The organism is Microcoleus sp. bin38.metabat.b11b12b14.051 (assembly GCF_013299165.1).
Taxonomy (GTDB): domain Bacteria; phylum Cyanobacteriota; class Cyanobacteriia; order Cyanobacteriales; family Microcoleaceae; genus Microcoleus.
The window spans coordinates 109,936-124,643 of sequence record NZ_JAAFKD010000006.1 but is presented as its reverse complement, the minus strand read 5'-3'; the positions used below and the strand labels follow the sequence as shown (position 1 = coordinate 124,643).

Sequence of the window (14,708 nt, the reverse complement as noted above, 5' to 3'; positions counted from 1 at the left end):
GAATGCGGTTAACTGTTAACAGTTAGCTATTTCTTGGGTATAAAATTAGTTTTATGTCTCAGTATTTATACGATGTAAAATTTACTGATGAGTAGATTACAATTGTAATAAAAAATACTTAAAAAAAATGCTGTGATAGAACTAACTGGCTATCAAATTCTCGATCGCATTTATTCAGGAACTCGCACCATAGTTTATCGCGGAACTCGCCTGTGCGATCGCACACCAGTCACCATCAAAGTCTTGCGGAACGAGTATCCCAGCTTTAGCGAACTCTTGCATTTTCGCAATCAATACGCGATCGCCAAAAACTTAAGTTTTCCCGGAATCATCCAAACTTACAGTTTGGAGTCATGCCGCAACGGCTATGCGTTGATTGTGGAAGACTTCGGGGGAATTTCTTTAAAACAATGGACGGGACAAGGGCAAACTGTACCCACTTTAATCGAGTTTTTCCAAATTGCGATCGCTCTCTGCAACACATTAAACGTACTTTACCGCCACCGCATCATTCACAAAGACATTAAACCCGCCAATATTCTGATTAATCCCCAAACTAAAGAAGTCAAACTGATTGACTTTAGTATCGCATCTTTGCTGCCGAGGGAAACTCAAATTTTGATGAGTCCCAATGTGCTGGAAGGAACGTTAGGCTATTTATCTCCCGAACAAACGGGAAGGATGAATCGCGGCGTTGACTACCGCACTGATTTTTACTCGCTGGGTGTCACTTTTTATGAGTTGTTGGCGGGAGAGTTGCCGTTTCAAAGCAACGATCCGCTGGAATTGGTACACTCTCATATTGCTAAACAACCGCCATTGCTGCACCACATCAATCCGCAAATCCCCCAGGTACTCTCGTCCATTGTCAGCAAATTGATGGCGAAGAATGCCGAAGATCGGTATCAGAGTGCGTTAGGGCTGAAATTTGATTTAGAATTTTGTTTGCACCAACTCGAAGAAAGTGGTACAATACAAGGCTTTGCGATCGCAAATCGGGATGTGTGCGATCGCTTCATCATCCCAGAGAAACTCTACGGGAGAGAAGCCGAAGTAGCCCAATTATTGGCTGCGTTCGTTCGCGTAGCGTCTCCGCAGGAGAATCGCATTTCTGGCTCCCAAAGGCTTGGCGAAAAGCAGTTTCATCGCGAATTAATGTTAGTCGCGGGTTTTTCGGGAATTGGCAAAACCGCCATTGTCAACGAAATTCACAAACCAATTGTCGGAGCGCGCGGCTACTTCATCAAAGGCAAATTCGACCAATTCAACCGCAATATTCCCTTAGGGGCTTTCGTGCAAGCATTTCGAGCATTAATGGGACAATTGCTAAGTGAAAGCGACCCTGAATTAGCAGGTTGGAAAACCAAACTTTTAGCAGCACTAGGTGACAGCGCCCAAGTAATTATTGACGTAATTCCCGAACTAGAAAAAATTATCGGTCAACAGCAAACCGCCACCGAACTGTCTGGAACAGCGGCACAGAACCGCTTTAATTTACTGTTGCCAAAATTCCTGCAAGTATTCACCACCAAAGAACATCCGTTAGTAATTTTTCTCGATGACTTGCAATGGGCTGATTCGGCATCTTTGAAATTGATGCAGTTGTTAATGAGCGAATCAGACAGCGGATATCTATTATTAATTGGAGCTTATCGCGACAATGAAGTTTCTGCGGCTCATCCTTTGATGTTGGCGCTAGATGAGATTCGCAAAGCACCAGCTACCATCAATACGATTAGATTAACAGCCCTCGCAGAAACGAGTTTAAATCAACTCGTTGCCGAGACGCTTAGCTGTGCGCCAGCCATCGCGCAACCGTTAACTCAACTAATTTATCAAAAAACTAAAGGCAATCCATTCTTTAGCACGCAATTCCTAAAATTGCTCCACGACGATAAGTTGATTCAGTTTGACCCTCCTCAGTCCCCCCTTAGTAAGGGGGGAAGACAAGGGGGGTGGCACTGCGACATTGCCCAAGTCAAGAAACTAGCACTGACGGATGATGTGGTTGAATTTATGGCGTTGCAGTTGCAAAAAATGCCCGATTCCACGCAAAACTTGTTAAAAAAAGCCGCGTGTATTGGCAACTCTTTCGATCTGGAAACTTTGGCCACGGTAACAGAGGAACTGTCCACCGAAACAGCAACAAATTTGTGGAAAGCATTGCAAGAAGGCTTGATTTTGCCGACGAGTGAAGTGTACAAGTTTTATCTGGGACGAGTCAGAGAAGATGCGCCGCCAACTTCGGAAATTGTCAGCTACAAATTCCTGCACGATCGCGTCCAGCAAGCTGCTTATTCATTGATTCCCGAAAACCAAAAACAAGCAACTCACTTGCAAATAGGACAACTGCTGCTGCAACATACACCGGCTCCAGAGCGAGATGAGAAAATTTTTGAGATTGTCAATCAATTAAACTACGGCGTTGATTTGCTAGTTGGCGCCGACAAACAACAACAACTTGCCGAATTAAATTTGGCAGCCGGACACAAAGCCAGAGCGTCAACTGCCTATGTTGCTGCTAGCAAATATGCCACAGTCGGTCTGGCATTGCTGAAGGCTGATTGCTGGAAAACTCAGTATCAACTGACATTAAAGTTGCACACTTTGGCGGCAGAAACTGCATATCTTGCCGAAGATTTAGCAGCAATGGAGCAATTAGTGCAAATAATTTTAGCCGAGGCTAAAACAGCGGTACAGCAAGTCAAAGCTTATGAAGTAAAAATTCAAGCTTGTGCTGCCAGAAACCAAGCACAGGAAGCAGTAAATCTCGCGCTAGGCTTGTTAAAAATGTTTGGGGTAGAGTTTCCAGAACAGCCCAATCCGTCAGATTTTCAGCGAGAATTTCAGCAGATAAGTGTAAAATTAGGCAATCAATCGATTGAAGATTTAATTAACTTGCCACAAATGACGGAAGCTGAACCTCTAGCAGCAATGCGGATGCTGTCTAACTTGATTCCGCTGGCATTTACCGTCACGCCAGCTTTGTTTCCGCTAGTTACTTTAAAACAAATCGATTTATCCCTTAAATACGGCAACGCTGCTGATTCGGCTTTTGGTTATGCTAATTATGGATTAATTGTCTGCGGGATGCTCGGCGATATCGAAACAGGCTATCAATTTGGCGAACTCGCCATGAGTTTAGCGTCGAAGTTCCAGAATCCAGAGATGACAGTCAAGGTATTGTTACCAGTCGCCTCCAGCATTAAACCTTGGAAAGAACATACTAGAGAGCATTTAAAAATTTTATTAGAAACTTACACGTTGGGTTTGGAAACAGGAGATTTGGAATTTGCAGCATACGCTTTGGCAGAGTATTGCAATACTGCGTATTTTCGCGGTTACAATCTAGTGGATTTAGGGCCAGAAATTGCCCAATACAATCACGTACTTCGGCAAATTAAGCAAGAAAGAGTGCTGTACTGCAATCTAATCGTCGAGCAGGCCGTATTAAATTTATTGGGGGAAAGTGCAAATCCTTGTGTGCTCAGCGGTGCTGCTTATAACGCAGAAAAAATGCTTGGAATTCACAGAAGATCAAGCGATTTATTTGCTTTTCTTGAGTTCTACCGTTATCAGCTTCAGCTTTGTTATTTGTTGGGTGAATATGGTGCGGCGCTGGAAAATGCAGTGCAGGTAGAACAATATTTAATGGTTGCAGTCTCAAAAGTCAGAATTCCCAGTTTTTACTTCTATGATTCGTTGACGCGGTTGGCAATTTATCCTAATGCTGAAGCAGCCGATCAACTTCAAATATTAGAGCGAATTAGTGCGAATCAGGAAAAAATGCAGCACTGGGCGAATCACGCACCGATGAATTTTTTGCACAAATTATGTTTGGTTGATGCCGAGAAACATCGGGTGCTGAATCAAAAGATGGAAGCAATAGAAATGTTCGATCGCGCAATTCAACTCGCCAAAGCCAACGATTACATCCAAGAAGAAGCCTTAGCCAACGAATTAGCTGCCAAATTCTACCTCGATTGGGACAAGGAAAAAATCGCCGAAACTTATATGCAGCAAGCTTACTACTGCTACGCCCGCTGGGGAGCCAAAGCCAAAACCGATGACTTAGAAACTCGTTATCCGCAACTGCTGCTTCCCATATTGCAACCCCAGCGCGAGATCCCTTTGCTGGGTGAAACCCGCTTCCAAATCGATCGCCCTTCATTGAGCGATCGAACTATCCAAACAATCTCCTCTAGCAGCAGCATTTCTGAATCCCTCGATTTTGCAACTATTTTCAAAGCATTGCAAGCTTTATCGAGTCAAATTAAACTAGAGCAATTGCTCTCTACCTTGCTGCAAGTGGTGATGGAAAATGCCGGAGCAAAAAAAGCGGCTTTGCTGTTACTTAAGGATGGCAATCTGACTGTAGAAGCCGTAGCGAACCTGAATGAAAGCATTACCTTGCTATCAGTGCCGTTAGCAACCAGCGAATGCCTTCCCCTCACAGTCATCGACTATGTTAAACGTACCTTAAAAACCGTCGTGCTGGATGATGCGACAGCAGGAACCGATTTTATGGCTGACTCGTATCTCGTGCAACAACAACCCAAAAGTGTGCTGTGCGCGCCTATATTGTATCAAGGTAGATTGATCGGGTTGCTGTATTTGGAAAATCAATTAACGATTGGTGCATTTACGCGCGATCGCCTGCAAGTCGTGCAACTTTTGTGCGCCCAAGCCGCGATTTCTCTGGAAAATGCCCGCCTTTACCAACAATCCCAAGATTACGCGCAACAATTAGAGCGATCGCTCGCAGATTTGCAACAAGCCCAACTGCAAACGATCCAAAATGAAAAAATGGCAACTTTGGGCAATTTAGTAGCCGGGGTAGCGCACGAAATCAACAATCCGATTGGCTTTATCACCGCCAGCGTCAACAACGCCGAAGAATACATTCAAGACTTGCTCGCCCACATTCAATGCTATCAAGAAAATCATCCCGAACCCACCCCACAAGTCATCGATCATGCCGAAGATATTGACTTAGAATTCCTGATCGAAGACTTACAAAAGCTAATCCCATCGATGAAAGTAGCATCGCAGCGGATTCGCGAGATTAGCACCACGCTGCGGACTTTTTCCCGCGCCGATACCCCCACCAAAGTGGCTTGCAACCTCCACGAAGGTATTGATAGTACGCTATTGATTTTGAAATACCGCCTGAAAGCTAACGATAAACGTCCGGCAATTGAGATTGTCAAACACTACGGTAATTTGCCGCTTGTCAACTGCTTTTTCGGACAATTAAATCAAGTGTTTATGAATATTATCGCTAACGCGATCGATGCTTTGGATGCAGCGTGCGTTGGGCAAAGTTTTGCCCAATTACAGGCCAAACCTGGGCGAATTATGATTTGTACTGAAATGTCGATCGACTTGCAAACAGTATCGATTCGTATCAAAGATAACGGCCCCGGTATGTTAGACTCAGTAAAATCGCGGATATTCGACCATTTGTTTACTACGAAAGAGGTTGGCAAGGGGACGGGATTGGGATTGGCGATCGCCCGTCAAATAGTACAAGAAACCCACGGAGGGACTTTATACGTAGAATCAACCCTAGGGAAGGGTACAGAATTTATCATTCGTATTCCTATTTAGATAAAAAGGCGGTTGAAACCGCCAGGGACTTATAGCCTTTATCAAAAAGGTGAGGTACAGGTTCTGATTTTAGATTGAAGAATTTTAGATTTTAGATTGGGGGATTGAGGGATTGAGGGATTAATTAGTCCGGTGCGTCATCTTTCTGAGAACTGCTATATAACTCGTAGGTGGCGCAGCGCCCGTCATTCGAGGCGTGGGGTCAAACTACACAAACGTCGGCGTTAGCCTTCCCCAAGGCTAGTCCGATCGAGCCAAGGACTGATGAATTTGTAATATAAATCGCACAGGCTTGTATGATAAGTTACACTGTAGCAATCAAAAGTCCTATATAAAAATACTAAAATAGACTATTTGATCTAACTAAAATTGTGGAAAGGAATGCCGGTATGTCTGCCACAAAAAAAATAAACAACGATCGCCATTTCATCCGTCGTTTACCGCTACGAGCAGCGCTGATTATACCATTCATCGTGCAAATCTTTGCAGCGGTTGGGTTAGTCGGTTATTTTTCCTTTAGAAACGGTCAGCAAGCAGTCAATGATCTAGCAAATCAGTTGATAGATAGCGCAACTCAGCGAGTGGATAACCAGTTAGACAACTATCTGGCTTTGCCGCAACAACTAACGCAAGTGACAGCCGATGCGATCGCCAGCGGGCAACTTGACCTAAATAACCGCAAAGCCTCCGAACTCTATTTCTGGCGACAATCAAAAGCCTTCCCGACGATTAGCTATTTCGGCTATGTGTTGCCTGATGGCATAGAGGTAGGGGCCGGGCGCTATTTAAATCCCAAAGAGATTACGCTCTATCAAAACCTTCCCGGAGGCAAGGCATCAGACTACACGAGTGATGTTTTAGGAAACCGGGGCAAGCTGATTCAAACCTACGACTTTAATATTATCGACGAAAAAAAGTATATCAAGGCAACTCAATCTAAAAAACCGTTCTGGGCAGACATCGCTGGAGTTGGCATTAACAATATTCAAGTATCTGAGACAGGCGCTGAAGTGCAGGCGGGAGGTCAAAGTGAAAATGTAGGAGACTACTCTGATTATCTAAGTGTCGCAGCAATTTATCCGATCCTCGCTCGGAAGGGTAAATTTTTAGGTTCTTTAATATGTGATTTGCAGCTTAACGACATCAATAGATTTTTAAATAATCTCAAAATTAGCTCCTCGGGGCAGGTTTTTATCGTCGAACGCGATGGTAGAATGGTGGCAAGTTCTGGCAAACAACCGATTCTGAACAAACAGAAAAATCCGGTAGAAAGGTTGACAGTATTCACGATTGCCGAGCCGTTGATTCAAACAATCGCCACTCAAATTCAACAAGATTCAGGTAGCTTGCAATCCATTCAGACGAATCGAAAATTGAGAGTCAAATACAACAACCAGCGTTATTTTACGCAAGTCACTCCTTGGAAAGATGCCTATGGACTGAATTGGCTGATTGTGGTGACAATACCAGAGTCAGACTTTATGGGGCAAATTAATGCCAATACCCGATCGACCATTCTGCTATGCTTGGCCGCCCTAGTCGTAGCAACCATCCTCGGAATTATCACATCACGGTGGATTGCTGACCCAATTCTCCGTCTCCAAAAAGCGAGTGAGGCGATCGCCAGTGGAGACTTAGATCGCCCTGTGGAAGTCAAAGGAATTAAGGAATTGGAAGGTTTGGGGCGATCGTTCAACCAAATGGCAGTGCAACTCAAAACCTCGTTTACAGTATTGGAAGACCGAGTTGCTGAGCGTACAGCCGAACTCCAACAAGCAAAGGAATCAGCCGACAATGCTAACGCGGCCAAAAGCGAATTCCTCGCCAACATGAGCCACGAACTCCGCACGCCCCTCAACGGCATCCTCGGCTACGCTCAAATCTTGCAACGCAGCGAACCCCTCAGCGAAAAAGGACTTAATGGAGTTGACATCATTTACCAGTGCGGATCCCATCTGCTCACTCTGATTAATGATATCCTTGACCTCTCTAAAATCGAAGCCCGTAAACTTGAACTATATCCCACCTCCTTACATTTCCCTTCGTTTCTTCAAAGCATTGTCGAAATCAACCAGATCCGCGCCGAACAAAAAGGAATTACCTTCGACTTGTTGGTAGATGAAAACTTACCTGTCGGAGTTCTGGCAGATGAAAAACGCTTGCGTCAGGTATTGATTAATCTGTTGGGAAATGCCATTAAATTTACCGAACAGGGTAAAGTGACATTTAAAGTAGAAGCGAGCGAGCGAGTAGATAAAGGGAAGAAAACAGGCATTCGTTTTGCGATCGCAGATACAGGAGTGGGCATGACCCCCAAACAGGTAGAGAAGATATTCCAGCCGTTTGAACAGGTAGGAGATAGTAAAAAACAATCCGAAGGTACGGGATTAGGACTAGCAATTAGCCACAAAATTGTCTCCTTGATGGATAGTGAAATTCAGGTGCAGAGCATTCCCGGGGAAGGTAGCACCTTCTCGTTTGAGGTAGAATTGCCCCAAGTTAGAGATTGGGCAGCAGATTCGAGAGTTGTGTCTCAAGGGCAGATCGTCGGCTATGTAGGGGAAAGACGCAAAATATTATTGATCGACGATCGCTGGGAAAACCGTTCGGTGTTGCTGAATCTTTTAGAACCAATTGGTTTTACAATTATTGAAGCTAGCAACGGACAAGAAGGGTTAGAGCAAGTTTTACACACAGCACCGGATTTGATTGTTACCGATTTGGCAATGCCAGTGATGGACGGGTTTGATTTTTTGCGCTCTTTGCGATCGCAAGCAGAACTACAACATCACATTGTGCTGGTTTCTTCGGCGAGTGTGTTTGACATCGATCGCCACAATAGCATTAAAGCGGGCGGCAATGATTTCTTGCCCAAACCCATCATAGCTGAAACTCTGCTAGAACAATTACAAAAATATTTAAACTTAGAGTGGATTTATCAGGAACAGAAAGGCGATCGGGTAAATGGGCCTAATGAAGCCCAAGAAATTCAGCCACCCTCGATCGCGATTTTGACCCAACTTGCTCAACTAGCCCGCATTGGCGATTTAGACGAGGTAATGGAAATCGCCCAGCAAATTTCAGATGGAGAGACAACTGCTTTTTTCCGAGAACTGATCCAGATGGTTGAGGCGTGTGAGATCCAACAACTCCGGGCATTTATTCAGCAGTATCTTCCTTAATCTGTAGCAGTAGAAACTATGCCTAACTCAACCAGTCCTTTTATTTTGATTGTGGATGACAATGCAACCAACTTGTCGATCCTTTCCAAAACCTTGAAATCTGCAAACTACAAAGTTCGCATGGCAGTGGATGGCGAAGAAGCCCTAGCTATGGTCGCCTATGCTCACCCAGACCTCATTTTACTCGACGTGCAGATGCCCAAAATGGACGGTTTTGAAGCCTGCCGCCGCCTCCAAGCCAACGAGGCTACTCAAGGTATCCCAGTAATTTTTATGACGGCTTTAGCAGATACGGATAATAAAGTTGAAGGGTTGTCCTTGGGGGCGGTGGACTACATCACCAAACCTTTTGAACCCCAGGAAGTATTAGCCAGGGTGAAAGTTCACTGGCGCCTCAAGCAACTCACCGACACCTTGGAACAACGAGTGGCAGAACGTACTGATGAGTTGCAGAAAGCCCAATTGCAATTGGTGCAGCAAGAAAAACTCTCCACTCTCGGACAACTGGTGGCGGGCGTTGCCCACGAAATCAACAATCCCATTGGTTGTGTGGTGGGTAATGTCAGTGCTGTGGAAGATAGCATCAACGATTTGTTTGGTTTGATCGATCTATATCGCGAGCACTTCCCGGAACCCGGCCCGACAATTGAGGCAGAACTAGACACGATCGATCTAGAATATCTGCGGGAAGATTTGCCCAAACTGGTTAAATCCATGAAGGATGGGGGCGATCGCATCGTATCTATTAGTAAAAGCCTCCGCACTTTTTCCCGCGCCGACAGCGACAAAAAGCAGAAATTTAACCTCGACGAAGGTATCGACAGCACCGTGCTCATCTTGCGCCATCGCCTCAAGGCTAACGATCGCCGTCCAGCCATTGAAGTGATTGCTGACTACGGTGATGTACCAGCAATCGATTGTTTTCCGGGACAATTAAATCAAGTGTTTATGAATATTATTGCCAACGCGATCGATGCTTTGGATGCAGCGTGCGTTGGGCGAACCTATGCAGAACTAGAAATCGATCCGGGGCGAATTGTCATTTCTACTGAAATGTCGATCGACCTTTCCACTGTAGCAATTAGTATCAAAGATAACGGAGCGGGAATGTCTGACTCAGTAAAAACGCGGATCTTCGACCACTTGTTTACTACCAAAGAGGTTGGCAAGGGGACAGGATTGGGATTGGCGATCGCCCATCAAATTGTTGTAGAAAAACATGAAGGAGCAATTATTGTCAATTCAACTCCTGGAAAAGGAACTGAATTTGTGTTAAAATTACCGATTTACGGAAAACATTAGATAAGAAACCATATATTTTATAAAGATAAGTTTCGCAAAAATAACGCGACTTCTCCTGATCAAATTAGGATAATTTAGTTATTATGTATTTGATCGTATAGAACCCATTTGAGATCTATTCTGCGTAAATCTCAGAAACCGGGTTTCTCTCGGTATTTCTGCTTCCCAACCCAAAAACTCGTAGAAACCCGGTTTCTTGCCCCAGGCGTAAATCTCAGAAACCGGATTTCTCTCGGTATTTATCGTCACCCAACCCAAAAACTCAAAGATGTCAAATGAGTTCTATAGACAATTCATACTACTCTAGGTATAATGTATCAAATTTTCACTCGTTCCGAGCGGCCATTATGCCTATAAATATTGCTAAAGTGCGAAAGTTTCCTCTACAGAGTGTTTTAGTTATTCCTTTTGCGATCCAAATATTTGTCGCCGTCGGAATGACGGGATGGTTATCGTTACGCAACGGGGAGAAGGCTGTCAATGATGTATCAGCTCAACTGCGAAGTAAGATTAGCGATCGAGTAACAATGTATCTCGACAATTACTTAGAGAAACCTTTTATAATTAATAGGCTGAATCAAGATGCGATCGAGCGTGGAGAATTGAGCTTTGACTTGAAAACACCGAATCAAAAAACCGATAAATTGCTTTGGCAACAAATGCAGCTTTTTGAGTCTCTAAGCTGGATTTCTTTTTGTTCAGTGCAAGGGGAACTATTAGGAATAGAGCGCCGGGAAAAAGATAATTTGCTGCGGTTTTACATGAGCAACAAAAATACTTTATCTTACCCTTATTATTATGAGATAGATGTTCGGGGAAACCGAACGGGCAAAACAGAAAAAATTCCCCACAAATTCGATTCTCGTACTCGACCTTGGTATATCAATACTGAACAAAGAAAAAAATCAAGTTGGAGTGAAATTTATCCAGAATGGAGTACGCTTCAACCCCAGATCACTGCGGCATCCCCTGTTTATAATGACGCCCAAAAACTTCAAGGTATTGTTGGTACCACTTTTTACTTGACAGCTATTAGTAAATTTCTAAATAATCTCAAAATTAGTCGGTCAGGGGAGGTTTTTATTATGGAAAAATCTGGAATGTTAGTAGCAACTTCAACTCAACAAAAGCTTTTTACATTAGAACAAAAAAAGGATGCAAAACCTCAACGGCTTAAAGCATCAAACAGTAGCGATAAATTAATTAGCGCGACAGCCCAAACACTTACCCAAAAATTTGGCGATTTGAATAATATTAAAAACCAACAAGAACTAGAATTTACCATATCTAATCAGAGACAATTTATCCAAGTTTTGCCATTTAAAGATGAAAAAGGACTTGATTGGCTAGTAGTTGTAGTCGTTCCAGAATCTGATTTCATGGAACAGATTAACGCTAATACCCGCAGTACAATGTTATTATGTTTGTTAGCTTTAGGTGTAGCTACAGCAGTCGGGATTATGACCGCAAATTGGATTGCGAAACCTATCCGCCGATTGAATGAAGCAAGTGCAGCAATAGCTAATGGAGAATTAGAGCAAAATATCCCTGATTCTCCCGTACAAGAACTAGGAGCTTTAGGCAAATCATTTAATATGATGAGTCAGCAATTAAAAGATTCTTACCAATCCCTTAAAGATTCTTACCAAACCCTAGAACAACGAGTCCAAGACAGGACAGCGGAATTAGTAGTAGCAAAAGAGAAAGCCGAGGTAGCTAACCAAGCAAAAAGTACCTTTATTGCCAACATGAGCCACGAGTTACGCTCTCCCCTGAATGCCATCTTGGGTTTCTCTCAAATCATGACTCGCTCTCAAACCCTAAACCCCGAACAACAGGAAAATGTTGCTATTATCTCCCGCAGTGGGGAACATCTACTCAATCTGATCGACAACATCCTCGACTTATCTAAAATCGAAGCCGGTAAAACCACCCTCAATTCCAAAAACTTCGACCTACATCGCTTGCTAGATGACATTTACGATATGTTTCAGATGAAAGTTGAAGAAAAAGGTTTGCAGCTATTGATGGAATATGATCCCCATTTACCGCGCTACGTCCATACTGATGATGTGAAATTGCGTCAAGTAATGATTAACCTGATTAATAATGCCCTGAAATTTACTGAAGAGGGAGGAGTTTCCCTAAAAGTCAGCAGCATAAAAATACCTCAACAAACCGCCGAAATTGTCGAGCAAAACTACCACATCCTACACTTTGAAATTGCCGACTCCGGTGCTGGCATTGCAGCAGAAGAAATAGGATATCTATTTGAGGCGTTCACCCAAACAGCCAGTGGCAAACAAGCTCAAGAAGGCACAGGATTAGGCTTACGTATTAGCCGTCAGTTTGTCAAACTCATGGGAGGAGAAATCACCCTCAAGAGTGAAGTCGGACAAGGCACAACGTTCTTCTTTGATATTCAAGTTGCTGAGGTAGAAGCAAGCGATATGACCAGCCAAAAACTCTCTCGTCGCGTCATTGCTCTCGAACCAAATCAACCGCGATTTCGCCTGCTCATAGTTGACGACAAAACCACCAATCGCCAGTTATTAATCAAACTACTTTCTCCCTTAGGATTTGAACTCAAGGAAGCAAGTAACGGGCAAGAAGCAGTTAACATTTGGGAGACGTGGGAACCCCACCTAATCTGGATGGACATCAGAATGCCTGTGATGGATGGTTACACGGCAACCCAAAAAATTAAAGCTCGCACCACAGGTCGAGAAACAGCGATTATCGCCCTAACTGCTAGCGTATTAGAAGAAGAAAGAGCTGGGGTGCTGTCAGCAGGATGTGATGATTTCTTGAGAAAACCATTTCGAGAGGCAGAAATTTTTAATGCGATGAATAAGCATATTGGAGTAAAATATATTTACGAAGATTTAATTCCCACAAATACGGATATAAAAACGAGTAGAGAGGCTTTAAATGTTGAGGCTATGGCAGAAATTCCGAGGGAGATATTAATTCGACTTCAAGACGCAATAACTGTTTGCGATATTGACTTTATGGCAACGATATTGCAACAAATTTCTACCCACGATCAGCCTTTAGCGGATGCTATAGAAGTGGCTGTAGATAACTTTGAATATAAAAGAATTTTGAACTTAATTTCAGTAGTTCAACGAGCCAAAGAGTAAAAATATGGGAATGATACAGCACTTGGACTATTTAACAGCATCGATTTAAAGCTAATACCAGCAGGTTTGGCAGACAGCACCGGATTTGATTGTCACCGATTTAGCAATGCCAGTGATGGACGGGTTTGAGTTTTTGCATAATTTGCGATCGCAACCAGAATTACAACATCACATCGTGCTGGTTTCTTCGGCGAGTGTCTTTGACATCGATCGCCACAATAGCATTAAAGCTGGCGGCAATGATTTCTTGCCCAAACCCATCATAGCTCAAACGTTGCTAGAACAAGTGCAAAAATATTTAGAGTTAGACTGGATTTATCAGGCACCCAAAGGCGATCGAGTAAATGGGCCTGATGTAGCCCAAGAAATTCAGCCGCCCTCGATCGCCATTTTGACCCAACTTGCTCAACTAGCTCGCATTGGCGATTTAGAGGGAGTTTTGGAAGTCGCCCAGCAAATTCCCGATGGGGATAATGCGGCTTTTGTCCGAGAGCTTGTCGAGATGGTTGAGGCGTGCGAGATCAAACAACTGCGGGCTTTTATTCAGCAATATCTCGCTTAACCACCTGGACTCAAAACTCTGGTTGAGTCAACCACTTCATCTATTTTGATTGATGTCTGGCAATTACCCATTACCAGACATACGTCATCTTTTTGAGAAAAGCGATAAATCAAGTGTTTATGAATATTCTCGCCAAGGCGATCGATACTGCGGGTACAACGGGGGCGAACCTAAGCATAATTACAGACTAATATTCAACGAATCATGATTTTGGTGAAGTATCCGGCGAATCGAGCAATTTTTTAACCATATTAATGCGGAGCAAACATAATTATCCAGCTATCTTAGAGTCAGTAATATTGCGGATCTCCCACCACCTCTTTACTAGAAAATAAGTTGGAAATGGCACGGAATTGCGATCGGAGGCGATCGCCAAATTGTAATTGAGACGCACTATGCTATGCTAGAGACCGGATCGATTTGAGGTCAAATCACATAATTTACAATTTTTATCCCACGTTAATCCTTAGTTGAGTAAAATTAATTCTCAAATTAGTGGTATATCTAAACTAGAAGCGAGGATTTATAGCCCAATACGGTTTACTTAAGACTATTTATACCCCGGAGATCCCCCTAAATCCCCCTTAAGAAGGGGGACTTTGAGAGCTTTCTTGTCCCCCCCTTGGGAAGGGGGGTTAGGGGGGATATTTCTTAAGTGAACCGTATTGATCTATAGCCAAACAGTATCCCGAGCATCTCTTTCTGAAACTAAATATCTCTGTAGGAGCAAAGCATTCCTTCGGATCTAACAGATATGTATCTATAAACTGGGTTTATCTGATGAATTCTGCGTTAATTAAGCAGAAATCTAGCCAAAACCCGGTTCCTCAACTCGCGAGCCTGCATCAATGAACTCAGGTTTTGAGTTGGTAGGTAAGATGGCACTAAAAAACAATATATTACAGGGTT

The 14,708-nt window shown here is 43.5% G+C and carries 4 protein-coding genes and 1 pseudogene; all 5 read left to right on the top strand.

Annotated elements, in window-relative coordinates:
• Window positions 1–132: 132 nt before the first annotated feature.
• Window positions 133–5,610 (top strand): ATP-binding sensor histidine kinase, encoded by a 5,478-nt coding sequence (locus QZW47_RS09155; RefSeq protein WP_293126309.1) that lies wholly within the window; start codon window positions 133–135, stop codon window positions 5,608–5,610.
• A gap of 389 nt (window positions 5,611–5,999) precedes the next feature.
• Window positions 6,000–8,792 (top strand): hybrid sensor histidine kinase/response regulator, encoded by a 2,793-nt coding sequence (locus QZW47_RS09150; RefSeq protein ID WP_293126307.1) that lies wholly within the window; start codon window positions 6,000–6,002, stop codon window positions 8,790–8,792.
• Between the two features lie 18 nt (window positions 8,793–8,810).
• On the top strand, window positions 8,811–10,094 hold the full coding sequence (locus QZW47_RS09145) for a response regulator (protein WP_293126305.1): 1,284 nt from the start codon (window positions 8,811–8,813) through the stop codon (window positions 10,092–10,094).
• 347 nt (window positions 10,095–10,441) lie between these two features.
• Entirely contained in the window at window positions 10,442–13,237 is a 2,796-nt protein-coding gene (locus QZW47_RS09140; protein ID WP_293126303.1) for a hybrid sensor histidine kinase/response regulator, read from the top strand.
• A 76-nt stretch (window positions 13,238–13,313) separates the two neighbouring features.
• Window positions 13,314–13,799: pseudogene (locus QZW47_RS09135) on the top strand (response regulator); the annotation flags it as partial.
• Between the last annotated feature and the right edge of the window lie 909 nt (window positions 13,800–14,708).